This window comes from Ralstonia condita, from assembly GCF_958405655.1.
In the GTDB taxonomy this organism is placed as follows: Bacteria; Pseudomonadota; Gammaproteobacteria; order Burkholderiales; family Burkholderiaceae; genus Ralstonia; species Ralstonia condita.
On sequence record NZ_CATYWO010000001.1, the window covers coordinates 894,425 to 917,126 of the forward strand.

Annotated in this window: 24 protein-coding genes and 2 tRNA genes; 19 read left to right on the forward strand and 7 right to left on the reverse strand. The window is 62.6% G+C overall.

The window, feature by feature from the left end; genetic code table 11:
- The first annotated feature begins 1 nt into the window (after position 1).
- From R2N03_RS04230 to R2N03_RS04265, 8 genes are all read left to right on the forward strand, one after another.
- The gene (locus R2N03_RS04230) at positions 2-487 is read left to right on the forward strand and encodes a hypothetical protein (RefSeq protein ID WP_316655493.1); all 486 of its coding nucleotides are present in this window, start codon (positions 2-4) and stop codon (positions 485-487) included.
- Positions 484-1,437: a hypothetical protein gene (locus tag R2N03_RS04235; RefSeq protein ID WP_316655495.1), complete on the forward strand. Its 954-nt coding sequence runs from the start codon at positions 484-486 to the stop codon at positions 1,435-1,437. Before R2N03_RS04230 ends, R2N03_RS04235 begins: the two co-directional genes overlap by 4 nt.
- Complete coding sequence (locus R2N03_RS04240; protein WP_316655497.1) at positions 1,438-1,788, forward strand: hypothetical protein; 351 nt, start codon at positions 1,438-1,440, stop codon at positions 1,786-1,788.
- Positions 1,785-1,985 (forward strand): hypothetical protein, encoded by a 201-nt coding sequence (locus tag R2N03_RS04245; RefSeq protein WP_316655499.1) that lies wholly within the window; start codon positions 1,785-1,787, stop codon positions 1,983-1,985. Before R2N03_RS04240 ends, R2N03_RS04245 begins: the two co-directional genes overlap by 4 nt.
- Positions 1,978-2,304: a hypothetical protein gene (locus tag R2N03_RS04250; RefSeq protein ID WP_316655501.1), complete on the forward strand. Its 327-nt coding sequence runs from the start codon at positions 1,978-1,980 to the stop codon at positions 2,302-2,304. Before R2N03_RS04245 ends, R2N03_RS04250 begins: the two co-directional genes overlap by 8 nt.
- Positions 2,305-2,581: 277 nt before the next feature.
- Positions 2,582-2,878: a hypothetical protein gene (locus R2N03_RS04255; RefSeq protein ID WP_316655502.1), complete on the forward strand. Its 297-nt coding sequence runs from the start codon at positions 2,582-2,584 to the stop codon at positions 2,876-2,878.
- The gene (locus R2N03_RS04260; protein ID WP_316655504.1) at positions 2,871-3,158 is read left to right on the forward strand and encodes an ASCH domain-containing protein; all 288 of its coding nucleotides are present in this window, start codon (positions 2,871-2,873) and stop codon (positions 3,156-3,158) included. Before R2N03_RS04255 ends, R2N03_RS04260 begins: the two co-directional genes overlap by 8 nt.
- 291 nt (positions 3,159-3,449) lie before the next feature.
- Positions 3,450-4,649, forward strand: coding sequence for an Arm DNA-binding domain-containing protein (locus R2N03_RS04265; protein ID WP_316655506.1), 1,200 nt, complete (start codon positions 3,450-3,452; stop codon positions 4,647-4,649).
- A gap of 43 nt (positions 4,650-4,692) precedes the next feature.
- On the opposite strand, the gene R2N03_RS04270 is transcribed toward R2N03_RS04265, so the two are convergent.
- Positions 4,693-4,783: transfer RNA gene (locus tag R2N03_RS04270), tRNA-Ser, on the reverse strand.
- Positions 4,784-4,923: 140 nt separating this feature from the next.
- Between R2N03_RS04270 and R2N03_RS04275 the strand changes: the two genes are divergently transcribed.
- Both R2N03_RS04275 and R2N03_RS04280 read left to right on the forward strand, forming a co-directional pair.
- Positions 4,924-5,391: a (2Fe-2S)-binding protein gene (locus R2N03_RS04275; RefSeq protein ID WP_316655508.1), complete on the forward strand. Its 468-nt coding sequence runs from the start codon at positions 4,924-4,926 to the stop codon at positions 5,389-5,391.
- Complete coding sequence (locus R2N03_RS04280) at positions 5,388-7,688, forward strand: xanthine dehydrogenase family protein molybdopterin-binding subunit (RefSeq protein ID WP_316655510.1); 2,301 nt, start codon at positions 5,388-5,390, stop codon at positions 7,686-7,688. Before R2N03_RS04275 ends, R2N03_RS04280 begins: the two co-directional genes overlap by 4 nt.
- A gap of 109 nt (positions 7,689-7,797) precedes the next feature.
- Here the strand turns inward: R2N03_RS04280 and R2N03_RS04285 are convergent, their stop codons facing one another.
- The 3 genes from R2N03_RS04285 to lpxO all read right to left on the reverse strand — a co-directional run bounded on the left by R2N03_RS04285 (position 7,798) and on the right by lpxO (position 10,981).
- Positions 7,798-8,946 (reverse strand): ABC transporter substrate-binding protein, encoded by a 1,149-nt coding sequence (locus R2N03_RS04285; RefSeq protein ID WP_316655512.1) that lies wholly within the window; start codon positions 8,944-8,946, stop codon positions 7,798-7,800.
- Between the two features lie 212 nt (positions 8,947-9,158).
- Positions 9,159-9,764, reverse strand: a complete 606-nt coding sequence (locus R2N03_RS04290; RefSeq protein ID WP_316655514.1) for a BPSL1445 family SYLF domain-containing lipoprotein — start codon at positions 9,762-9,764, stop codon at positions 9,159-9,161.
- 314 nt (positions 9,765-10,078) lie between these two features.
- On the reverse strand, positions 10,079-10,981 hold the full coding sequence (lpxO, locus tag R2N03_RS04295; protein ID WP_316655516.1) for a lipid A hydroxylase LpxO: 903 nt from the start codon (positions 10,979-10,981) through the stop codon (positions 10,079-10,081).
- Between the two features lie 261 nt (positions 10,982-11,242).
- On the opposite strand from lpxO, the gene R2N03_RS04300 reads away from it, so the two are divergent.
- Entirely contained in the window at positions 11,243-11,782 is a 540-nt protein-coding gene (locus tag R2N03_RS04300) for a hypothetical protein (RefSeq protein ID WP_316655518.1), read from the forward strand.
- Positions 11,783-11,787: 5 nt separating this feature from the next.
- On the opposite strand, the gene R2N03_RS04305 is transcribed toward R2N03_RS04300, so the two are convergent.
- On the reverse strand, positions 11,788-12,177 hold the full coding sequence (locus R2N03_RS04305) for a hypothetical protein (RefSeq protein ID WP_316655520.1): 390 nt from the start codon (positions 12,175-12,177) through the stop codon (positions 11,788-11,790).
- 104 nt (positions 12,178-12,281) lie between these two features.
- On the opposite strand from R2N03_RS04305, the gene R2N03_RS04310 reads away from it, so the two are divergent.
- The 7 genes from R2N03_RS04310 to R2N03_RS04340 all read left to right on the forward strand — a co-directional run bounded on the left by R2N03_RS04310 (position 12,282) and on the right by R2N03_RS04340 (position 20,434).
- Positions 12,282-13,127: an NUDIX hydrolase gene (locus tag R2N03_RS04310; protein WP_316655522.1), complete on the forward strand. Its 846-nt coding sequence runs from the start codon at positions 12,282-12,284 to the stop codon at positions 13,125-13,127.
- A gap of 8 nt (positions 13,128-13,135) precedes the next feature.
- Positions 13,136-14,002, forward strand: a complete 867-nt coding sequence (gene purU, locus R2N03_RS04315) for a formyltetrahydrofolate deformylase (RefSeq protein ID WP_316655524.1) — start codon at positions 13,136-13,138, stop codon at positions 14,000-14,002.
- 24 nt (positions 14,003-14,026) lie between these two features.
- Positions 14,027-14,755: a DNA polymerase III subunit epsilon gene (dnaQ, locus tag R2N03_RS04320; RefSeq protein ID WP_316655526.1), complete on the forward strand. Its 729-nt coding sequence runs from the start codon at positions 14,027-14,029 to the stop codon at positions 14,753-14,755.
- Positions 14,756-14,824: 69 nt separating this feature from the next.
- Positions 14,825-14,899 (forward strand) — tRNA-Val (locus tag R2N03_RS04325).
- A 668-nt stretch (positions 14,900-15,567) separates the two neighbouring features.
- Positions 15,568-17,490, forward strand: coding sequence for a PrkA family serine protein kinase (locus R2N03_RS04330; RefSeq protein ID WP_316655528.1), 1,923 nt, complete (start codon positions 15,568-15,570; stop codon positions 17,488-17,490).
- A 54-nt stretch (positions 17,491-17,544) separates the two neighbouring features.
- A complete protein-coding gene (locus tag R2N03_RS04335) occupies positions 17,545-18,807 on the forward strand; it encodes a YeaH/YhbH family protein (protein WP_316655530.1) in 1,263 nt (420 codons plus the stop codon).
- A gap of 118 nt (positions 18,808-18,925) precedes the next feature.
- Positions 18,926-20,434, forward strand: a complete 1,509-nt coding sequence (locus R2N03_RS04340; protein ID WP_316655532.1) for a SpoVR family protein — start codon at positions 18,926-18,928, stop codon at positions 20,432-20,434.
- 45 nt (positions 20,435-20,479) lie between these two features.
- Here R2N03_RS04340 and rnhA read toward each other — a convergent pair whose 3' ends face one another.
- Positions 20,480-20,926: a ribonuclease HI gene (gene rnhA, locus R2N03_RS04345; RefSeq protein WP_316655534.1), complete on the reverse strand. Its 447-nt coding sequence runs from the start codon at positions 20,924-20,926 to the stop codon at positions 20,480-20,482.
- A 43-nt stretch (positions 20,927-20,969) separates the two neighbouring features.
- On the reverse strand, positions 20,970-21,875 hold the full coding sequence (locus R2N03_RS04350) for a class I SAM-dependent methyltransferase (protein WP_316655536.1): 906 nt from the start codon (positions 21,873-21,875) through the stop codon (positions 20,970-20,972).
- Between R2N03_RS04350 and gloB the strand changes: the two genes are divergently transcribed.
- Positions 21,874-22,701 carry a hydroxyacylglutathione hydrolase gene (gene gloB / locus R2N03_RS04355; protein ID WP_316655537.1) on the forward strand — a complete coding sequence of 276 codons (828 nt, stop codon included), beginning with the start codon at positions 21,874-21,876 and terminating at the stop codon, positions 22,699-22,701. The two genes, R2N03_RS04350 and gloB, sit on opposite strands and share 2 nt — an antisense overlap.
- The last annotated feature ends 1 nt before the right edge of the window (position 22,702 follow it).

The following is a 22,702-nucleotide window of genomic DNA, read 5'->3' on the forward strand; positions in this document are numbered from 1 at the left end:
CATGGACGAGAAGACGACAGAGGCGCTGCGTGAGGTGTTTGAGGCGTGGGCAAAGAGAACTAGGCCACCCATTTCTTTGGTGCGCTCAGAGCGCGGTGGTTACCAGTATGAAAAGGCCGCTACTGCATACAAGGCATGGCTCGCCTGCTACCAGCACCTTGCTCAGTGGCAGCTGATTGAGACGGCGCCGAAGGATGGGACGACCATTGTCATTGCTCGCATTGAGGAAGGCACTGTCTACGATCTCTGCAACGGGCACTTTGAAGTCGTTGCAGAGGATGAGGAAGACGGCGCATGGGACATCCGTGGTGGTGAGCCGTGGTGCTCATACGTGAGCCGTAGTGCAGGCACTTATTTCGCAATGTGGCTGCCAGGAAAGGAGTGGGAGTCGCGTTGGAAGGTGACTCCGGAATTTGAATATACCCACTGGATTCCGCTGCCAGCAGCGCCCGCCGCCCTCGCCCAGCAGAAGGAGAAACAGGAATGAGCACGAACGAGATCATCGCGAAGCATTTTGCGGACGACCCCGCGAATGCAGTCCGGGCACATGCTGCAGTTCAAGAAATCCTCCGCGCGCAGGCGGATGCGCGGCCCGTGCTGTGGTGGAACGGCATCCGCAAGGGTGAAGCCGGTGATTTCGTCGGCCCGTCGTTTTCCGAGAAGGAAGACACGAACCATGACATCCCCCTGGTGTCAGCCGTCAACCCTTGCAACTACACCCACCCCGAAGCATCGGCGCCGGGGCTGAGTGTCGAAGACGCTATGCGCATCGTAATGGCGAACTGGGGCGACAAAGCTGCGATTGAAAAGGCGTTCGCAGCGAACCTCGCCCGCGCCAGCGCCGCGACTGTGGCCGAGCCTATCCCGATTTCTGACGCAAAGCTGAAGCAATTTGGAGAAACTATGCGCAAAGAAGGGTATGCGCAGGGGTGGCATGACAGGGCCGCCCAGCAGCAGGCCGAGCCGGGGGCGGATGAGCGGGCGGCGCAGTCCGTTAATGACCTGCCGCGTGTCGCAAATTCGCTTGGCGGCTTTCGTGGTGGCTTCATCGGCGTGCATGGCCGAGCCCCGACAGAGCAAGAAATCTGGAACGGTGGCGTTCGTTCAGGTATGGATCGCGCCGCCCAGTCCGGCCAGCGGGCGGGCGTGGCGGATGGGAAGGCTCCGCTGCCGCTAGAAGTTCTCGATGTGCTGCGCTTCTACGCCAATGGGCACCACTTCAGTTTGTCCGACGATACCGCATGGGACACGGTATCTGGTGAGCCGCAGAACTTCTGGTGCGATGAGGCAGGGACAGCCACGGTAGAAGACGGAAGCGTCGCCAAGGCCCTTCTGCAAGGCAAGCCTTACGGAGACGGTGAGCCCTGTGCTCCCATAGTTGGCGAGGTGTTCACTGCGCTCGCCTCCGCCCCAACGCAGCAGCAGGAGGGCGAGTAAATGCCCATGTGCTCATACTTCGGCGACAACGAGGCCATGCAGCCGACTGGTGATAAAGCGCTTGATGACCTGCTGTCGGAGGTCCGGGAAACCACGGGGATGGACTGGAGGATCTGGTGGAAGGAATACGAGATCCGCAAACCGCTGCGCAAGCCTATCAAGGCACGTCACTACTCACTGATCGTGGAGACGCGCGCGCCCGAATTTCAGGTCATCAACTTCTATCGCGACAACACCGATTGGTCGATCAACGGCAGCGCGTCGAAAGAGCTGATCTACGCATACCTTTATGGCTTGCTCGCGGGAGTTGACAGCGCCGCCGCCCCCACGCAGCAGCAGGAGGGCGTATGAGCGACAGCTATTTCGACGTGTTGCGCGCCAGCGGCGAATACCCGCGCAAGGGTTACTACTGGCAAACGGAAAACGAGAAGCGCACGGAAATTTCGCGCAAGGTTTCCAATGGTTGGCGTGACCCGTGGGTGCTGCGAGAAGCCGCTAGGCTTGGCGTCGTTGTACCGGCGCAGCAGCAGGAGGGCGGCCATGACTGATCGTGAGCTAGTCGAGTTGGCAGCAAAAGCGGTAGGCATCAGGCTCCATATATGGGGCACAGAGGGAAGCGAGAACTTTTCTGACATCGACAAAGGCAAGTTCGGAACGCGCTGGAATCCACTCAAAGACGATGGAGATGCGTTTCGGCTGGCAGTACAGCTGCAAATCGATGTGAATCATCAGAGAGCGTTAGGCGTGGTGGAAGCGTTTTGGTCGAAAGACGCAGGTTGTAAGCGCGAGCCATACGGATCAGACAGTTTGGCAGCCACCCGCCGCGCCATCGTCCGCGCAGCCGCAGCCATTGGAGAAAGCAAGTGAGCCAAAAACAATGCAATAGCTGCGGTGGATTTTGTCGATCTTCGGGATGTGAGCGGATGATGAAAGTATCAATTACGGCCAGCTACAAGGCAAAGACTTCGACGGGTAGCTCAATTCACGCTGTTGCACACAATGTACCTCTTGAGGTGCATCAGATGATTGTTTGGGCGCTAGACCATCCGGAACTGGCTAAGTGTCTTCTCCCTAGATACCACGAGATACGCGGCGATTGGGATCGATATTCTGAAGGAAGCGCCAAGAATCAAGGGTTTGAACCATGAGCCGATTTGATGCGATGTATCCGAAGTGCGGGCATGAATGCAACTGCGGCACGCTATGCCAGCGCGCCCGCGCCATTGACGAGCACTATGCGGGCAAGCTCGCATTCATGCTCGAATGCATGACATGGGACGCGGATGCCAATTTCAACAACGCTTGCAAACTGCTTGAGGAATACAAGGCCGAGTGGGACAAGGTAAATCCGCCTCCGCCGACGTTCATGGGCGAGCCGGTCATAGCGCATCAGGTCGTCAGCGCACAACCGCCCGCGATGACGGGGAGGGGTGATGGCTGAACGTGTTTTGACGATTCCAGTGAACGGGGTCTACTTCGACCAGATCAAGGCTGGCACAAAGCTCGAAGAGTATCGGCTGCTCACGGATTACTGGCGCAAGCGCATCACAGGCCGAGTCTATGACCGGATTGTGCTGACGCGCGGCTACCCGAAAGCAGATGACGAGTCGCGCCGCCTCGTCTTGAAGTGGCGCGGCTACAAGCTGAAGCGCATCACGCATCCACACTTCGGGCCTGAACCGGTCGAAGTGTTCGCCATCGACGTGAGTACGCCAGCATGACCCACCCAGCAGCACTGGCGAGGATTCTGGAGACGAGCGCGGCGGCTTTTATACCCGGCGCGCTCGATTGGAATAATTGGGATAGGGAAGCGCGGCGCGTCATTGAGACGACGCGGAAGCATTGGGGCCTACGATGATCCGGCACATTACAATCCGCAAATTCGCCGACCTGACCGGGTACACCGAGAAGGCCGTGTACAACAAGATCAACGACGGCACCTGGGCCGAAGGCGACGTCTGGACGAAGGCCGCCGATGGCCGCGTGCTGATAGATATTGAGGGGTACGAACGATGGGTAGAGACGGGCGGGGTGTTAAGAAAGCCTCGGAAAGCAGCATCCAAATCGCCTTCACGTACAGGGGCGTCGAGTGCCGCGAGCGCATTCGGCTCAAGCCCATTGCCGCTAATCTGAAGCGGGCCGAGCAGTGGCGCGCCAGCGTCCTGCTCGCCATCGAGAACGGCACGTTCGTCTACGCCAAGAGCTTTCCCAACTCCCCCAACGCAGCCAAGTTCGCCGAGTACAAGGGCGAGGTGCAGACCGTCGGCGAGTACCTTGAAGCGTGGCTCGCGCGCAAGAAAGCGCACCTCAAGGCCAGCACCTGGGACGGCTACCGCAAGATCGTCAACTATCAACTGATCCCAGCGCTCGGCAAGGAAGTGCTGGCTGACCTCAAGCGCCAAAACGTGCGCGACTGGCTGGCTACCCTGGACTGCACGAACAAGCGCCTGGCCAATATCCAGAGCGTGCTCAGGTCGGCGCTGCAGGATGCCGTCGACGAAGACGAGCTGATACCTTCCAATCCGCTGCACGACTGGACCTATGCGCGTCAGGAAGAGCCCAAGGAAGAGGACGAGATTGACCCATTCACCGCAGACGAGCAGGCAGCCATCATCGCGGCGATGCCAGAGCAGATGGCGAACATGGTGCAGTTTGCGTTTTGGTCAGGACTGCGCACATCCGAGCTGGTGGCGCTGGAGTGGCGGGACGTGGATTTCGCGCGCGAGACGATGCGCGTGCGCCGGGCCCAGACGCAGACCGCCGATGCGCCAGAGGGCACCAAGACGGCAGCCGGCCGGCGCGAGGTGAAGTTGCTTCCGCCCGCGCTCCAGGCGCTGATCCAGCAGAAGGCGCACACGGCGCTCGCCAACAAGGAAGTCTTCCAAGACCCGCGCCACGGTGAGCGCTGGGGCGGCGACATGCAGATTCGGCTACTGTGGACGCGCTACCTGCGCAAAGCCGGGGTGAGATACCGCAAGCCGTACCAGACGCGCCACACCTATGCGTCTATGATGCTGTCGGCTGGTGAGCATCCGATGTGGGTGGCCCGGCAGATGGGCCACGCCAACGCCACCATCACGCTCAAGACCTACGCGCGGTGGATGCCAGAGGCTGACCAAGGGGCCGGAAGCAAGGCTGTCGAGAAGTTCGCAGCGATGCTGCGATTCCCTACCGATTCCGTACAGAAATCCAGCGAAAACAGCAGCAAGTAATCGCAGCATGCTTTCCGTAAACCCTTGCTGGATATAGGAATGGTGGCGGAGAGAGGGGGATTCGAACCCCCGATAGGCTATTAACCTATACACGCTTTCCAGGCGTGCGACTTAAACCACTCATCCATCTCTCCGGAAGCCCGCGATTGTAGCACACCGTGCAACGACGCCAAGTCCTGCGGAGCGTCGATCGAGGGGTACCACTATTGCGGGACGCAACTGTTTGAACGTAGGCTTGCCTCACAAAAAAGTTACAACACTTGGAGGCAACCTCATGGATCTGGATGTGAACCGGCGGGCAGTCAATGTTGACTGCGATCCTGCCACGCCCCTTTTATGGGTGCTGCGCGACCACCTGAACCTGACCGGCACCAAGTTTGGTTGCGGCGTTGCAGCCTGCGGTGCGTGCACGGTCCATGTGGACGGTGCCGCCGTGCGGTCTTGCGTGCTGCCGGTTGCCGCCGTTGCGGGCAAGCACATCACGACGATCGAGGGACTCGCTGGCGAAGAAGGCAAACGCCATGCGCTTCAGCAGGCCTGGATGGACGAACAGGTGCCGCAGTGCGGCTACTGCCAGTCCGGCATGCTCATGGCCGCGGCCGACCTGCTGGCCCGCCAGCCCGATCCGAGTGATGCCGACATCGACGCCGCCATGACGAATATCTGCCGCTGCGGCACGTACCCGCGCGTGCGTGCCGCCATCAAGCGCGCTGCCAAGGCACTGCGGGAGGTCCGCGCATGAGCGCCAACACAAGCAAGAAGCCGCGCAGCGGCCGCCGTCGTTTTCTGCTGGGCGCGCTCGCGGTGGGCGGCGCGCTCGTGGTGGGGTGGGGCGTGATGCCGCCGCGCAGCCGGGTCGGAGACCCTTCGGCGTTTCCTGAACACAACGGCGAGATCGCGCTGAACGGCTGGATCAAGATCACGCCCGACGGCGATGTCGTGCTGGCCATGCCGCGGGTGGAAATGGGGCAGGGCATCCACACCGCGCTTTCGATGCTGGCCGCTGAAGAGCTCGACGTTCCGCTGTCGCGCGTGCGCATCGAGACGTCGCCCGTCGAGCGCATCTACGGGAATGTTGTCGCCATGGGGGACAGCTCGCTGCCGTTGCATCCGGATAGCGCCGATAAGGCGTGGGCGCGCGCGCTGCACTGGATCATGGCCAAGAGTGCACGGGAAATCGGCCTCATCATCACGGGTGGCAGCAGCAGCGTGGCCGACGGCTGGCAGCCCGTGCGCGAGGCAGCCGCCACGGCGCGTGCTGCCCTCGTGGAAGCGGCTGCGCGGGAGTGGAACGTGCCTGCGGCGCAGGTGAGCGTACGCGACGGGCAGTTGGTCGGGCCGGGCGGCAAGCAGGCCAGTTTTGGCGGCATGGCCAAGGTGGCGCAGGGTATCTCGGCGCCGGCCCACGTGGTGCTCAAGCCGGCTTCGCAGTACCAACTGATCGGCAGGCCGGCCCCGCGCAATGACATCGCAGCCAAGACGGATGGCACTGCGCGCTTCTCCATCGATGCGCGCCCGCCCGGCCTGCTGTATGCCGCCATCGCGATGTGCCCGGTCTTCGGTGGCAAGCTCAAGACGTTCCAGTCGAAAGCCGCGCTCGGCATGCCGGGTGTGCGTTACGTGGTGCCGTTCGAAGGATCGACCGGCGGCGCGCCGGGCGTGGCGGTGGTCGCCGATCACTACTGGCAGGCGCGTCAGGCGCTTGCCGCAGTACAGCCCGAATGGGACAACGGCCCGCATGCCTCCCTGGATTCTGCCGGCATTCAACAGCAGCTCGTCAGCGCGCTGGATAGTGACAAGAGCGGCTTTACCTACCGCTCCCTGGGCGACGGTCTGAAGGCGTTCGACAAGGCGGATGGCGCCACCATCGTCGAAGCCGAATACGCAGCGCCGTACCTGGCGCACGCGACCATGGAGCCGATCAACTGCACCGCGCAGGTGACCAAGGACGGCGTGCATCTGTGGGCGCCCACGCAGGTCGCCACACTCGCGCAACTCGTGGCGGCGCGCGCTGCGGGCGTGAGCGGCGATCAGGTCCACATCGATATTCCGCTCATCGGTGGTGGCTTCGGGCGGCGGCTTGAATCCGATTTCATCGGTCAGGCGGTCACCATCGCCACCAAGACCGAAGGTCGGCCGGTGCAGGTCATCTGGTCGCGCGAAGAGGATGTCCGCCACGACTTCTATCGCCCCCAGGCCATCGCGCGGCTCAAGGCTCGCGTCGAGAACGGCAAGGTCACGGCCATCGCGTCGCGCAGCGCGGGACAATCGATCCTGGCAGGGGAGCTGGATCGATTGTTCGGTGCGCCCTCGCTTGGCATTGACCGCTACACCGCCGAGGGGCTGTTCGACTTGCCATACGAAATCGAGCACGAGCACATCGCGCACGTGGCGGTCGACCTGCCGGTTCCCGTGGGGTTCTGGCGCAGCGTCGGGCACTCGTACAACGGGTTCTTCCTGGAGGGCTTCCTCAACGAGGTAGCCGCTGCCGCGAAGCTGGATCCGCTGGCCATGCGACGAGATCTGCTGAAGGCGCATCCGCGCGAACTGAAGGTGCTCGAGACCGCCGCGCAGGCGGCAGGCTGGGGCCAGCCGCTTGCACCTGCGGCCGATGGCGCACCGCGTGCCCGTGGACTGGCGCTGCACCCGAGCTTCGGTTCCGTGGTCGCGCAGGTGGTGGAGGTGTCGCTGAAAGACGGCAAGCCGCGTGTGCATCGCGTTGTCTGTGCGGTGGATTGCGGCACGGTGGTCAACCCCGGCATCGTCGCGCAGCAGATGGAGAGCGCGGTCATCTTCGGGTTGACGGCGGCACTGCACGGGCGCATCGAGATCAAGAACGGGCAGGTCGTGCAGTCCAACTTCCCTGACTATCCGGCGCTCAAGATGGCCGAGACGCCGGTTATCGAAACGCACATCGTGCCGAGCACGGCGGAGCCCAGTGGCATCGGCGAAGTGGGTGTGCCGCCGATCGCGCCTGCCGTGGCGCACGCCGTGGCGCAGTTGACCGGCAAGCCCGTCCGGCAGTTGCCGATGGTGTGATGGGATTACGCTGAAACGAAGACGCCGCAGGTGAAGGCCTGCGGCTTTTTCCCGACGCTCGCGGCCGGCCGGTCAGGCGGCCACCCGGACAGCTGGCATTGCGGTCTGCCTACTTGACGAATGTTCCGTTCGGGCCGATGACGGTCAGCTCGACATAGTTCGAGCCCTTGCGCAGGTTGGGGCCATACCGCACCTCGAGGCCGCCCAGGTCGATCGCGCCGGCAGACTCCAGGCCCGATACGAAGCTGCTCCGCGTGGGCGATTTGCCGGCGCGTTTGAGCCCTTCGACCAGCACGCGCGCGGCAGCATAGCCTTCCATCATGGCGTATGAGGGCGTTACACCCGCCGTTTTCGCGCTGGCCGCAAGGTCACGTCCGAGCTGGGTGGTCGAGCGCACCGGCGACGGCATCACCTGAGATACCACCACGCCGCGCCCCATCGCTCCCAGCGACCGCGCGAATGCCAGCCCCGCGTTATTCGACAGCGCGGCAATCTGTGTGGCCGTGCCTTGCTTGTTGAGCGTTTCGATCATGGCGCGCGCGGTGGTGCCGGGGCAGGCCAGGATGACCGCCTGGGGCGCAAACTGGCCGACGTCAGCCGCCGCCCTGGCGATTTCGGGTTTCAGGCGATCCACCGTGAAGATGCGATGGCCATCCGACGGCAGCTTCTGCGTGGCCTTGTCGAAGCCGATTTCAGTGTCTTTGCCGAACGTGTCGTTCACGTTGACGAGTGCCAGGCGGCGCAGGCCCAGCGTATCGAAGTAGTGGACCAGCTCCGCGATTTCCGCCTGGTACTTCGCACGCACGACGAACAGCAGAGGGTCTGGCTGATCGAAGAACGTTGCCGCCCCCGTCGATGGCGCCACCACCGGCACGCCCAGCGGGCGAGCTTCAGTCATGATCGCCTCCGTATTCGGCGTGCCGCGCGGGAGGAAGAGGGCGAACACCTGCCTGTCGACCAGCAGCGCGTGAGCATGCTTCCTGGAAGCGTTGGCATCGAATCCGTCATCTTCCGAGATGAGCTCGATCTTGCGCCCGTGCACGCCGCCCGCCCGGTTGACGGCATCGAGGTAGAGCTTCGCGCCCTGCGTCATCTCCTTGACCTGCTCGCCGGCCGGGCCCGTGAAGCCCGCGGTCTGGCCGATCAGGATCTTGCCATCGGTGACGCCCGGTTCGGCCATCGCGTGTCCCGATCCCAGTACGCCTGTCAGTAGCGCGCACGCCAAGGCGCCTCGCCAGGCAAAAATGCGACCTGTCATGTCTCCCCCTTGTCCTGGGTGGTTGTTCTGTCGTGTGGTCCGCTGTCGCAGCGCGCACTGCAACATCGGACCGACGATGCTAGCCGAGAAGCCGGGCGGCACCCTCTTCGGGTTTCCCCCGGATTGCGACTTCGGTGCAACGCTTGCGGCAGGCTCATACGAAAAAAACCGCCGTGCAGGACGGCGGTGATTACAGCGAGAAGATCCCGAGCTCAGTTGTTCTGCTTGGTGATCTTTGTACCTTCGATGGATGCGCCGGCCATCAGGCCCGCGTTGGTCAGGTTGAAGCCGATGATCGGCTGCTGCGCGGTATTGGTGTCCACGGCCCCATTTGCGCCGATCTTGGCCAGCGCTACCGTGGCATCAACCCCGGCCGTCCAGCCTTGGCTGCTTTGGAATTTCCGGAGTGCCTCGTCCGTCATGAAGAGAATGATGAGCGCGCGCGACTGGGCGCCCGCCTGGAAGCCCAGCGATGCCGAAGCAATGTTGTAGTAGCCCAGCGGACGGCCGCCGCTGGTGCGCAGCACGCCCTCGCCGTATTGGCCGCCGACCACGAAGCCGGCGTTGAGCACGGACGGGAATACCAGTACGCCCTTGGCGCGCGACACCAGCTCACGGGAGCCGTTGGCCGTGGTGTACAGGCGCGACAGCACCGAATCTGCCTGCGAGTTGGTGGTCGCGTGTTTGTTCGTCGATGTCATCACATCGGAGCCCTGCGCATTCGGGCTGGTCGTCGTACAGGCCGCGATCTGTGTGCCAAGCAGTGCGACGGCAGCAAGCGTAGCGGCGGTACGGCGGCTGATCAGGTTCTTTTTCATGGCGATGGATCTCACTGTCTCGATTGTTGATGGGGGGACACAGCCACGCGCATCCCGGCTCTGACGCGTTCCCGTGCCGTGGGCAAGGGTGTCAACCAACGTGGAGCAAGCGGCGTGCCCGCCATATCGCATGAACGCCGGGGCGCTCAATTCCTGACATTAGGCGAGATTTGCGTCGGATGTGGGGCTTTTCCTTCACTCCTTTGTAAAAACGCAAGCTGGCAGTGCGGGGGCGGCGCCTGCGACGGTCACAAAAAAACCGGCTCGGAGGCCGGTTATCTGATGCGCTGTGGGGGCACGCGCCGGGCGGGGAGTCAGATCCAGACGATCAACGCTGCCACGCCAATGATCAGGCCGAACTTCACCACGTAATACGCTTGGCGATTCCACGCCTTGAAGCGGCGGCGGTACTGGCCCATCAACCAGACATAGCGGAACAGCTTATTGATGCCTCCGGTCTGGTCGCCGTCATCGTTGGGGGAGCTGGCTGCCGTCATGACCTTGCGGCCAAGCCACTTGTTCACGCGCTGCGCCCAGCCAAACTTCATGGGCCGCTCGATATCGCAGAAGAGGATCAGCCGGTCCTTGTCGGAGCCGTTCTGTGCCCAGTGCAGGAAGGTCTCGTCAAAGACGACGCCCTCGCCATCGCGCCAGCTATGGCGCTCGCCGTCAACCTCGATAAAGCAGCGGTCATCATTGGGCGTCGCCAATCCCAGGTGATAGCGCAGGGAGCCTGCAAACGGATCGCGGTGCGGGTTGAGCTTGCCACCCGGTGGCAGCTCTGCAAACATCGCTGCCTTCACGCTGGGCAACTCGCGCAGCAGGGCCACCGTCTTCGGACACAACTGCTCGGCAGAGGGATGGCTCGCCTCATACCACTTGAGGTAGAAGCGCTTCCAGCCATTCTTGAAGAACGAATTGAACCCGGCATCGTCGTTCTTCTCGGCTGCCTTGATCTTGCGCAGGTTGATCAGCTCCAGTCCCTCGTCCCGAATTTGCGGCCAGGCGGCCTGCAGCTTTTCCAGATCGGGAAAGCGCTCAACCGGGATGTATGGCGTTTGTGGCACGCCGGAGAAGGCGTACATAAAGCAGTTGACCGGCGCGACCACGGCGGAGTGATCGAACATCTGGCGCCAGAATTTGAGGCGCACCTTGCCGCGAAAATGCACGTACAGAATGGAGCCCAGGTACAGGGCCACGAGAATCCACTTGATCAAGGCGTGTTCCTTGCCGCGCACGGGCGGTCTGCAATTGAGGCGCAGCCCCAGCTGCGCAAGCGCGTATTTTAACCGTGGCGGGGCAGCCCAGCGTGGGCGCGAGCCAACAGCGCCTTGCTTGACGTGATGTCACGTGATCGTTTGCCTGCCATTCGCCATGCCGAACCCATGTGTTCGGTTGTCGCGAAATGTGCGCGGCGTTCTACAATCGCGTTTCTACTAGCTCACGCAGATGGCGGCGGGCAGTAACCGGAGGGAGCCATGGACGCCAAACGAAGCGCCGAACAACCCAGCGAAATGCCCACCCTTGGCATGGCGCCGGGCCGTACGGAGTCGCTGGATGCGTCCATCCGCCGGGCACAGGAGGCGCTCTCGGGCGTCTCTGCGCGGCAGACGCCGGCCGCCGTGCAGGCCGAGGAGCGCTTCGTCGAGAGCGATGCGATGTCACCCGCCGATGCGCGTGGCGTCGCCGAGCGCTGTATTGCCGGCGAAGTGCCGGATGCCGCGAGCGTGGCGCGGGCGTTTTCCGCGCTGCTCAATCAGATCGACGCGCTGGAGGCCGACCACGCGGGCCGGCGTCGCGTGCTGCGACAGTGGATGGTGAGCCAGCTCACCTACAAGATGCTGTATCTGCACCACACGGGCCAGGACCCGACCGCGCCGCCGCGGTCGTTGCGCGCACAGAAAGAGCGGGTGAAGGCCCAGGTTTCGGCGCTGCTGGACGCGGGGCGCTCCTACGCCGATGTGCGCCTGCCCGACCTGCACTTCGCCGAGGACGGCCGTGCAGGCGGGGAGAGCTGAGCCGATTACTCCTCGTCGTCCGGTTCTGAGTCGAGGAATTCGCGTCGCGTGAGCCAGTCGGCGATGGCTTCGTCGCAGGCTTTCTTCAGTGTGGTCTTGCTGTCCACCTTGTCGAACAGCGTAAAGTTCATCAGCGCCAGACCCAGGTCGGTGATGTAGAACATCCGCTTCGGGTTGTCGAAATGGACGATGCGGCCGTCGATGTCGCCATCGTCCTCGGGCTCGGCGGGCATGTCTTCGAGTTCGACCACGCGGCAGGTAAAGCGTGGCGCGCGGGTGTGGGTCAGGTACTCGAACTCATCGTGCGACACTTCGCCGGACGGTGTGACGGCAATGGCGAAGCCCCAGATAAAGCGCGGGGTCGGCAGATCCGACAGCTCGTCGATTTCATCCATCCTTGTTTCTCCAGTCTGATGACGGCTTGTATGAGCAGTGCATTATCGCCCGGCACGCGCAGCACGGAAAGTACAACGCGCACCGGCCCTGATGGGAGTCAGGCATGACGGACCCGCGCATCCAGCGCGTGCGGGACGGCCTTTCCGCGCGTCAGCCATTCGATCGCACTGGGCTGCTGGCGTGGGTCATTGCCGGGCAGCGCGTCGGCTGGCTTACCCCGGAGCGTGGCGCACTGCTCGCGCGCTGGCCGCAGTGGTTTGATATGTCGGCGCAGCGCGTGGATCTGCGCGAGACGCTGGCTACGCAGGCCGACCGCACCGCCGCCCTGTCCGAGGTCATCGGCCGCTTGGCCGAAGAGGGTCACGTGTGGGGCTGGCGCGACGAGCGCTTTGTCGTCAATACCGGCTGGGGTGCGCCCGCGCTCGCGCTCATCGAACGCGCCGCGGCGCGCTTCTTCGGCATCCGCACTTATGCAGCGCATATGAATGGCTTGATTGAGGGCCCCGGCCCCGAGCTCTGGCTGGCCCGCCGCGCCCCAACCAAGCCCATCGACCCTGGCATGTGGGACAACCTCGTCGCCGGCGGAATCGGCCACGGATTCGACCCGCGCGGGGCACTCGAAAAGGAATGCTGGGAAGAGGCCGGCATCGGCCCTGATCTGGCCGCTGACCTGGTGCCGCGCGGTACGCTCGATGTTCTTCGCGAGGTGCCGGAGGGCATTCAATGCGAGACGCTGTTTGCGTTCGACCTGGTGCTGCCGGCCGACTTCACTCCGGTCAACCAGGATGGCGAGGTGGCCGGACACCTGCGCGCCAGCCCCGACACCGCCCTTGATATCATGGCGGACCGCGCGATGACGGTCGACGCCACGCTCGTCACCCTCGACGCCCTGGCGCGCCTGGGTTTGCCCCATGCACCGCAACGGTTCGCGCCCGACAACAATACGTAAAACGCTTGATGAGTCACTCCGGTTTCATTCTTACCCTGTCATGCCCGGACCAGCCCGGCATTGTTCACGCCGTGTCGGGCCTGCTGTTCGAGCAGGGTTGCAACATCCTCGATTCCGACCAGTATGGCGACGAGTTCACTGGCCGGTTTTTCATGCGCGTCCACTTCGTACCGCAGGGGCAACCCTTGGAACTCGCCGCGCTGCGCGAACGCTTTGCCCCGATTGGCGAGCGCTTCTCGATGCAGTGGGGCATGTTCGATGCCGGCGTGAAGCCGCGCGTGATGATCCTGGTCTCGAAGATCGGCCATTGCCTGAACGATCTGCTGTTCCGTGCCCGCGCCGGGCAGCTGCCGATCGAGATTGCCGCCATCGCTTCGAATCACCGCGATTTCTACCAGTTGGCAGCGTCGTACGACGTGCCGTTCATGCACCTGCCGCTGCTCAAGGCGACCGATGCGCAGAAGGCGCAGCAGGAAGCCCGCATCTGGGAAATCGCCCAGGAAGAGCGGATCGACCTGGTGGTGCTCGCGCGCTATATGCAGATCCTGTCTGACGATCTGTGCCGCAAGCTGGAAGGGCGTGCGATCAACATCCACCACTCCTTCCTGCCGAGCTTCAAGGGCGCCAAGCCCTACTACCAGGCGCACGAGCGCGGTGTGAAGCTGATCGGTGCCACTGCGCATTATGTGACGGCCGACCTCGACGAGGGTCCGATCATCGAGCAGGAAATCGAACGCGTCGACCACAGCATGGACCCTGAACAGCTCACCGCCGTGGGCCGCGACGTGGAATGCGTGGCGCTGGCGCGCGCCGTGAAGTGGCATGCGGAACATCGCATCCTGCTCAACGGCCACAAGACCGTCGTGTTCAAGTAAGCCAGTCAGCAGAGGGAACGCGCGATGCGACAGATCATTCTCGATACCGAAACCACCGGCCTGAACGCTGCCACTGGCGACCGCGTGATCGAAATCGGCTGCGTGGAGATGGTCAACCGGCGCCTGACCGGCCGGAATCTGCATTTCTACATCAACCCCGAGCGCGAGATCGATGCCGGCGCCATGGCGGTGCATGGCATCACCAACGAGTTCGTGGCGGACAAGCCCAAGTTTGCCGAAATCGTCGATGAGATCCGCGACTACGTGCAGGGCGCCGAGGCCATCATTCATAACGCGGCGTTCGATCTGGGCTTCCTGGACATGGAGTTCCAGCGCCTGGGCTTGCCGGCCTTCCGTGAGCATCTGTCGGGGCATATCGATACGCTGCTCGAGGCGCGCCGCATGTTTCCGGGCAAGCGCAACTCGCTTGACGCGCTGTGCGACCGGCTGGGCGTAAGTAACGCGCACCGCACGTTGCACGGCGCCTTGCTGGATGCGGAGCTGCTCGCCGAAGTCTATCTGGCCATGACGCGCGGTCAGAACACGTTGGTGATCGACATGCTCGAGAGCGGCGAGGGCGCATCGTCCGAGGCGGTTGCCGTCGATCTGAGCGCGCTGGAGCTGCCGGTCCTGCTCGCCACGGAGGCCGAGGCGCAAGCCCATGCGGGTGTACTCAAGGACATCGACAAAGCGAGCGGTGGCAAGACTGTCTGGACGTATCAATCGCTGGACGCCGTGCCGCCGGCGGCATGACGGAAAAAGTGCGGTTGGGGTCTTTACACGCTAATGGCTTTTCGCCATAATCCCGTTTTCACCGCATTCGGGTGGTTAGCTCAGCGGTAGAGCACTGCCTTCACACGGCAGGGGTCACAGGTTCAATCCCTGTACCACCCACCAAATCAGCGAGAAATCGCTCAAAAGGCCCTCAGGCGACTGCCGAGGGCCTTTTTCTTTGCCTCGCGTCCGCGCAGTCTCATCGTCGCCTTTGCCGTCTCGGTATCCGGCCGCCCCGGCTTTCTGGCGCGAAAAAGCGACACCTGTCGGCGGAGGCACACTCCCGCGCTTTCTCTTTGCAAGCAGGGGTGCGTCAACTACCTGCCGACGGAATCCGAGCGCCGCTCCCCGCAACAGCGAGGAACGTTGCCCTTACAGGTTTCACGACATTCGCCCCGCGACCTTGCCTACCACGGTCTGGACAGCACCGAAATGCCGGGAAATCCCCTGCCTGCGCGCAGGTGATACGCGGGAACTCAGACAGATCGGTTACGTACCAATTCTGCGAGCGCGACAGAAGTGCATCATGGGTATGCTTTCTGCTGTGGCTCGGGAAGGCCGATTGTCGTGGCGTTTGCGCTCACGCTGCGTGTCAGGATGAATTGGCACTGCACGCGGTCGAGCGCTAACGCAATCGTGAGCGGCTGTGCACCACCGGATGCCCATCAGCGTTCTTGTGCTCATCGGCGATTCGTCTACAGTGGAATCAGCATCATCGATTCAACGCACGCAAGAACTAGCCTGGCTCTCGGCGGATGGTGGGGAGTGAGGAAGAAATCTACGGGGGAGATATGGATATTTTCCGCCACTACGCAACGCGTTTCGAAGCTCGCAAAGAGGACGAATACAGCATCCAGGAGTATCTGGATATCTGTAAGAGAGACGCCACCGCCTATGCGACCGCCGCCGAGCGCATGCTCACCGCGATCGGGCAACCCGAACTGGTGGACACCCACCACGATCCTCGGCTGTCGCGTCTGTTCTTCAATAAGGTCATCAAGATTTACCCAGCCTTCCGGGAGTTCTACGGCATGGAGGACACGATCGAGCAGATCGTCTCGTTCTTCAAGCATGCCGCGCAGGGCCTTGAGGAACGCAAACAAATTCTTTACCTGCTCGGGCCCCCGGGTGGCGGCAAATCCTCGCTCGCCGAGAAGTTGAAGTCGTTGATGGAGCAGATCCCCATCTACGCACTGAAGGGCTCGCCCATTCACGAGTCCCCGCTCGGGCTGTTCTCGCCCGAGGAAGATGGCAAGATCCTGGAGGAGGACTACGGCATACCAAGACGCTACCTGAACTCGATTGCCTCGCCGTGGGCGGTCAAGCGGCTGCATGAGTTCAATGGCGACATCACGCGTTTCCGCGTAGTGAAGCTGCATCCGTCGGTGCTGTCGCAGATTGCGATTTCCAAGACGGAGCCGGGCGACGAAAACAATCAGGACATTTCGTCTCTGGTAGGCAAGGTCGACATCCGCAAGCTGGAGGACTATCCGCAGGACGATCCGGATGCGTATTCGTATTCGGGTGGGCTGTGCCTGGCCAACCGGGGCTTGCTTGAATTCGTCGAGATGTTCAAGGCGCCGATCAAGGTCTTGCACCCGCTGCTGACGGCCACGCAGGAAGGCAACTACAAGGGCACGGAGGGCTTTGGCGCGATCCCGTTCGATGGCGTCATCCTGGCGCACTCGAACGAGGCGGAGTGGCAGAGCTTCAAGTCCGATCGCAACAACGAGGCGTTCCTTGATCGCATCTACATCGTCAAGGTGCCGTACTGCCTGCGCGTGTCGGACGAGGTGAAGATCTACGACAAGCTGCTGCGCAACAGCTCGCTGGCGGCCGCGCCGTGCGCGCCGAACACGCTGAAGATGATGGCGCAGTTCGCGGTGCTCACGCGTATCAAGGAGCCCGAGAATTCCAACATCTTTTCGAAGATGCGTGTGTACGACGGCGAGAGCCTGAAAGATGTCGACCCGAAAGCCAAGTCGTATCAGGAGTACCGCGACTTTGCAGGCATCGACGAGGGCATGACAGGCCTGTCAACGCGCTTTGCGTTCAAGGTGCTCTCGAAGGTCTTCAACTTCGATGGGACGGAAGTGGCGGCCAATCCGGTGCACTTGCTGTACGTGCTCGAGCAGCAGATCGAGCGCGAGCAGTTCCCGCCGGAGACGGAATCCAAGCTGATGTCCTACATCAAGGAATACCTCACGTCGCCGTACGTGGAGTTCATCGGCAAGGAGATCCAGACCTCGTATCTGGAGTCCTATTCGGAGTACGGGCAAAACATTTTCGATCGCTACGTGGTGTTTGCCGACCTCTGGATCCAGGATCAGGAATATCGCGACCCTAACACCGGCGAAATTCTCGATCGCAGCGCATTGAACGACGAGCTGGAAAAGGTGGAAAAACCGGCGGGCATTTCCAACCCGAAGGATTTCCGCAACGAGATCGTCAATTTCGTGCTGCGGGCGCGCGCCAAGAACGGAGGCAAGAACCCGGTCTGGACGAGCTACGAGAAGCTGCGCGCGGTGATCGAGAAGCGGATGTTCTCGACCACGGAGGATCTGCTGCCCGTGATCTCGTTCAATGCCAAGTCGTCGCATGACGACAAAGAGAAGCACGAGAACTTCGTCAACCGCATGGTGGAGAAGGGCTATACCCAGAAGCAGGTGCGCTTGCTGGTCGAGTGGTATCTGCGCGTCAGGAAGTCATCGTAAGGAGGTCAGGAGAGGGCAAGGACACCCAGCGAACTTCCAATCGAGGGCAGTTACATGGGCACGATCATCGATCGGCGGGAGAACGGTGGCGGCAAGAGCACCGTCAACAAGCAACGCTTCATCAAGCGTTACCGAGACCAGATCCGCCGCGCGGTGGCCAAGGCGGTGACGGGTCGCAAGATCATGGACATCGAGCAGAGCGGGCAGGTGTCCATTCCGGTCAAGGACATCTCCGAGCCCATGTTCCACCACGGCTCGGGCGGGCGCCGAGAAGGCGTTCACCCGGGCAACAAAGAGTTCATTCGCGGTGACAGCTTCGACCGCCCGCAGCAGGGCAGCGGCGGCTCAGGCTCGCAGGCCAGCGACTCGGGCGAGGGCGAAGACGATTTCATCTTCACGCTCTCGCGCGAGGACTTTCTCAACTTCTTTTTCGAAGACATGGCGTTGCCCGATCTCGCCAAGCGCAGCCTTGCCAAGATCGCGGAGGTGCGCAAGGTGCGCGCGGGGTTCTCACTCGACGGCACACCGTCCAACCTGTCGATTCTGCGGACGATGCGTAGCTCGCTCGGTCGCCGCATTGCGTTGTCCAGCCCATATCAACGTCGGCTGCATGAGCTGGAAGGCCAGTACAACGAAGAACTGGAAAACGACGGCCCTTACAGCGTACGTGCGCAAGAGCTGATGAAGGAGATGCGCCATCTGCGCTCCTGCCTGGATCGCGTGCCTTTCATTGAAAAGCTCGACCTGCGCTACAACAATCGCGTGCTGCGCAAGCGGCCGCAGGCGCAGGCGGTGATGTTCTGCGTGATGGACGTGTCCGGCTCGATGGACGAGTCGCGCAAGGACCTGGCCAAACGCTTCTTCATGCTGCTGTATCTGTTCCTGAAGCGGAACTACGAACGGATCGACGTCGTCTTCATCCGCCACCACACGGTGGCCAAGGAGGTGGATGAGGAGGATTTTTTCCACTCCCGCGAGTCGGGCGGCACTGTTGTGTCGAGCGCACTCAAGCTGATGGCGGAAGTGATTCAGGAGCGCTATTCGCCCGGCCAATGGAACATCTACTGCGCGCAGGCTTCGGATGGAGATAACTGGGCTGGGGACTCAGAGCTGTGCGCCAAGATCCTGCGCGAGTCGATCCTGCCGTTGACGCAGTATTACGCCTATGTTGAGGTGGTCTCCACGGAGCCGCAGAACCTGTGGGAGGAGTATCTTTCGTTGAAGGCTGGGCACGATAACTTCGCGATGCAGCGCATTCTCAAGGCGGACGAAATCTATCCGGTGTTGCACGAGCTGTTTCAGAAGCGCGCCGCCTGATTGCTGATCGGGCTGCAGCAGGTTGCTCCCAGCTGGGCACTGCCGCCGTGCAGAGGCAGCGTGTGCCATGGCGAGCACGCCACCTGTGACCCTGTGTGATGGACCAACGGGAACGAGCATGGCCTACCTATCTACGGGCTCGGAATGGACCTTCGAGCTGATCAGGCGCTACGACCAAAGCATCGCCCAGATTGCCGCAGATTTCGGCCTGGACACCTATCCGAACCAGATCGAGATCATCACCGCCGAGCAGATGCTGGATGCCTATGCGTCGTCCGGCCTGCCGCTGGGCTACAACCATTGGTCTTACGGCAAGCACTTCCTTGCATCGGAGCGCGGCTACCAGCGCGGCCTCATGGGGCTGGCCTACGAGATTGTCATCAACTCGAACCCCTGCATTGCCTACCTGATGGAGGAGAACACGATGCCGATGCAGGCGCTGACCATCGCGCATGCCTGCTACGGCCACAACTCCTTCTTCAAGGGAAACTACCTGTTCCGCACGTGGACGAACGCTGACGCCATCGTCGATTACCTGCTTTTCGCCAAGAACTACGTGGCCGAATGCGAGCAGCGCTACGGCGAGCAGGAGGTGGAACTGCTGCTCGATTCCTGCCATGCGTTGCAGAACTACGGGGTCGATCGTTATCGGCGGCCCAAGAAGCTGTCGATCAACGAGGAGCAGGCACGCCAGGCGGAGCGCGAGAAATATCTTGAAGCACAGGTGAACGACCTGTGGCGTACGCTGCCCACGCACCGCGCACGCGCGCTGGCAACTGCCGACGATGCCCCGGAGCCCGATCCGCAGTTCCCGCCGGAGCCGGAAGAGAACCTGCTGTACTTCATCGAGAAGAACGCGCCCAAGTTGCAGCCGTGGCAACGAGAGATCGTGCGCATCGTGCGCAAGATCGCGCAGTACTTCTATCCGCAGCGGCAGACCAAGGTGATGAACGAAGGCTGGGCCACGTTCTGGCACTACACCATCCTGCACAAGCTCTACGACGAGAAACTCGTCAACGATGCGTTCATGCTCGAGCTTCTGCAGGCGCATACCAACGTGATCTACCAGCCGCCGTTCAACAGCCCGTACTACAGCGGCCTGAACCCGTACACGCTGGGTTTCCTGATGTTCCAGGACATCCGGCGCATTTGCGAATCCCCTGACGACGAGGACTACCGCTGGGCGCCGGAGATCGCCGGCAGTGATTGGCAGAAGACGCTCGACTTCGCCATGCGTAACTTCAAGGACGAGAGCTTCCTGCTGCAGTTCCTGTCGCCGCGCGTGATCCGTGAGCTGAAGCTGTTCTCCGTGCTCGACGACGACCGCGACGCGAGGCTCCGCGTCACCGCCATCCATGACGACGATGGCTATCGCAAGATCCGCGAGTTGTTGGCAGGGCAGTACGACCTCTCAAACATCGAGCCCAACATCCAGGTGATCAACGTGGACGTGGGCGGTGATCGCTCATTGACGCTGCGTCACCTGCAGAGCAACCGCCGCCCGCTTGGGCCGAACTACGAAGAGATGCTGCGGCACGTCGTGCGCCTATGGGGCTTTACGTGCCGGCTGGAGGTGGTCTACGAGGACGGGCGACGCGAGATGAAGTGCGAATGCAAGCCCGACTGAAGGGCACAAGCGCCTGAACCCGCGTGCCCTGGACGCTTGGCAGCCTCAGGCGCTAGCTTGGCGCGCCATGTCGACGCCTTTGTTGGCCAGTGCGTCCGCGCGTTCGTTGCCGGGATGCCCGGCGTGCCCCTTTACCCAGTGCCAACTTACCTCGTGCGGCGCCACCAAAGCGTCGAGCGTGCGCCACAGGTCGTCGTTTTTCACGGGCTTCTTGTCGGCGGTTTTCCAGCCGCGCGCCTTCCAGCCGGCCAGCCACTCGCTGATGCCTTTCTGCACGTATTGCGAATCGGTGTAGACCTTCACCCGGCATGGCCGCTTCAGCGCCCGAAACGCCTCGATGACGGCCATCAGCTCCATGCGGTTGTTCGTGGTGACGGCTTCGCCGCCGAAGAGTTCTTTCTCGTGGCTGCCGGAGACGAGCACGGTGCCCCAGCCGCCCAGGCCGGGGTTGCCCTTGCATGCGCCATCGGAGTAGACGGTAACTTCCTGCATGAAAACGATTGGAATAGGTCAGTGGAGCGCCGGCGCCCTGGCGTCAGAGGCCCGATTGGCCATCACGTGCGGCGGCGGGTGGCGTCTTGGTCGAATGCGAGCCCGAGGGCGTGGCGACCGGCGTGCCGGTCGGCACGAGTGCCGACGCCTTGCGCGTCTTCCAGGCGGGGCCGACCAGCCGCATGCCGCGCACGCGCTTGACCGCCTGCAACATGTAGACCGCGCCGAAAATGGGCCACCAGCGGTCGCCGGCCTTCTCCATGAACGCCGCGCGCTGCAGCCATTTGTCGGTGCGGTTGGGCGGGCAGTAGCAGCCGAAACGGCCGCGCACGATATCAAATCCGAGCAGCTTGAGCCAGTCTTTCAGGCGCGCGAAGGCAATCATCTGGCTTTGTGCCGGCAGGAACGATTCGGTACCGAGCCGCCGCATGCCCTGTCGCATGCCCCACAGGCTGAGCGGATTGAAGCCGGTGATGACAAGTCGCCCTTCGGGCATCAGCACGCGCGCGACTTCGCGCAGCACTTCGTGCGGGTCGTCGGTAAATTCAAGCACATGGGGCAGGGCGACGAGATCGATACTTTGCGAGGCAAAGGGTAGTTCATCGTAGCGGCAGATCACGCGCGGCGTAGCCTGGCGCTGTGGAGCGGTCTGGTCGTGCTCGCCCTCGGCGGTCTCGGCAGCCTCGGCGGGGTCCCCGTCCATCGAATCCAGTGTCTCGGTCGGGGCGGCCGGATCGATATCGTCCACGACACGGGCGATCAGCGGAATGCGGTTTTCACGCAGCGCGCCAAAACCGGGGTGGCCGAGCTGCAAGGCGTGAAAGCCGAACATGTCGGCCACGGTGCGGTCGAACTGCGCCTGCTCCCAGCGCAGGACGTACTGCCCCGGCGGCGAGGCGAGCCAGTGGTGCCAATCTATAATGCGACGATCGTTAGAGGAGTCGGGCATGGTCCAGGGTGGTGTGCCGCTTGCCGTAGAGGCGATCGCTGCGTTTTCCGACAATTATATTTGGGCACTTCACGATGGCCGCGTGGCTGCCGTCGTCGATCCGGGCGACGCGCAACCGGTGCTGCGCTTTCTGCAAGAGCGCGGTCTCGCGCTCGGTGCCATTGTAATCACACATCATCACGGCGATCACGTGGGCGGGGTGCGCGAGCTGGTCGCGGCATATCCGGAGCGCCCCGATGGCACGCCGTTGCCGGTGGTCGGCCCGGCTGATGAGTCGATTCCGTGCCGCACGCAGGCAGTGCGCGAGGGGGATGTCGTCACGCTTGCGCACCCGGCGGCGACATTTCGCGTCATCGACGTGCCCGGTCACACGAAGGGGCATGTCGCCTATGTCAGCGAGCTCTCGGGCAACGATGCGCCGGCCAGCCTGTTCTGCGGCGATACCCTGTTTGCCACGGGCTGCGGCCGGCTCTTCGAGGGCACGCCCGCGCAGATGCGCGCGTCGCTGGCCAAGCTGGCTGCCCTGGCGCCGGACACGCGTGTGTACTGCGCGCACGAATACACCGCGTCGAACGTGCGTTTTGCCCGCGCGGTCGAGCCGGGCAATGCCCCGTTGGCGGCCTGGGAGGATGAGGTGACGGCGTTGCGGGCCGAGGGCCGCGCGACCGTGCCCACCACAGTCGGCCACGAGCGCGCGACCAATCCGTTCATGCGTTCGGACGAGCCTGACGTTGCGCGGGCAGTGGCCCGGCAGGCTGGAATCGATGCAGCCGACCCGGTTGCGGTGTTCGCTGCCCTGCGGGAGTGGAAGAACAGCTTTCGTTGAA

Bases quoted from the DNA above. Each gene is read 5' to 3' on its own strand.
- R2N03_RS04230 (WP_316655493.1), top strand. From the start codon at position 2: ATGGACGAGAAGACGACAGAGGCGCTGCGTGAGGTGTTTGAGGCGTGG.
- R2N03_RS04310 (WP_316655522.1), top strand. From the start codon at position 12,282: ATGACGGACCCGCGCATCCAGCGCGTGCGGGACGGCCTTTCCGCGCGT.
- R2N03_RS04285 (WP_316655512.1), bottom strand. From the start codon at position 8,946: ATGACAGGTCGCATTTTTGCCTGGCGAGGCGCCTTGGCGTGCGCGCTA.
- R2N03_RS04350 (WP_316655536.1), bottom strand. From the start codon at position 21,875: ATGCCCGACTCCTCTAACGATCGTCGCATTATAGATTGGCACCACTGG.
- R2N03_RS04280 (WP_316655510.1), top strand. From the start codon at position 5,388: ATGAGCGCCAACACAAGCAAGAAGCCGCGCAGCGGCCGCCGTCGTTTT.
- R2N03_RS04240 (WP_316655497.1), top strand. From the start codon at position 1,438: ATGCCCATGTGCTCATACTTCGGCGACAACGAGGCCATGCAGCCGACT.
- R2N03_RS04235 (WP_316655495.1), top strand. From the start codon at position 484: ATGAGCACGAACGAGATCATCGCGAAGCATTTTGCGGACGACCCCGCG.
- dnaQ (WP_316655526.1), top strand. From the start codon at position 14,027: ATGCGACAGATCATTCTCGATACCGAAACCACCGGCCTGAACGCTGCC.
- R2N03_RS04275 (WP_316655508.1), top strand. From the start codon at position 4,924: ATGGATCTGGATGTGAACCGGCGGGCAGTCAATGTTGACTGCGATCCT.
- R2N03_RS04245 (WP_316655499.1), top strand. From the start codon at position 1,785: ATGAGCGACAGCTATTTCGACGTGTTGCGCGCCAGCGGCGAATACCCG.
- rnhA (WP_316655534.1), bottom strand. From the start codon at position 20,926: ATGCAGGAAGTTACCGTCTACTCCGATGGCGCATGCAAGGGCAACCCC.
- purU (WP_316655524.1), top strand. From the start codon at position 13,136: ATGAGTCACTCCGGTTTCATTCTTACCCTGTCATGCCCGGACCAGCCC.
- R2N03_RS04335 (WP_316655530.1), top strand. From the start codon at position 17,545: ATGGGCACGATCATCGATCGGCGGGAGAACGGTGGCGGCAAGAGCACC.
- R2N03_RS04330 (WP_316655528.1), top strand. From the start codon at position 15,568: ATGGATATTTTCCGCCACTACGCAACGCGTTTCGAAGCTCGCAAAGAG.
- R2N03_RS04340 (WP_316655532.1), top strand. From the start codon at position 18,926: ATGGCCTACCTATCTACGGGCTCGGAATGGACCTTCGAGCTGATCAGG.
- R2N03_RS04255 (WP_316655502.1), top strand. From the start codon at position 2,582: ATGAGCCGATTTGATGCGATGTATCCGAAGTGCGGGCATGAATGCAAC.
- R2N03_RS04290 (WP_316655514.1), bottom strand. From the start codon at position 9,764: ATGAAAAAGAACCTGATCAGCCGCCGTACCGCCGCTACGCTTGCTGCC.
- R2N03_RS04265 (WP_316655506.1), top strand. From the start codon at position 3,450: ATGGGTAGAGACGGGCGGGGTGTTAAGAAAGCCTCGGAAAGCAGCATC.
- R2N03_RS04250 (WP_316655501.1), top strand. From the start codon at position 1,978: ATGACTGATCGTGAGCTAGTCGAGTTGGCAGCAAAAGCGGTAGGCATC.
- R2N03_RS04305 (WP_316655520.1), bottom strand. From the start codon at position 12,177: ATGGATGAAATCGACGAGCTGTCGGATCTGCCGACCCCGCGCTTTATC.
- R2N03_RS04300 (WP_316655518.1), top strand. From the start codon at position 11,243: ATGGACGCCAAACGAAGCGCCGAACAACCCAGCGAAATGCCCACCCTT.
- gloB (WP_316655537.1), top strand. From the start codon at position 21,874: ATGGTCCAGGGTGGTGTGCCGCTTGCCGTAGAGGCGATCGCTGCGTTT.
- R2N03_RS04260 (WP_316655504.1), top strand. From the start codon at position 2,871: ATGGCTGAACGTGTTTTGACGATTCCAGTGAACGGGGTCTACTTCGAC.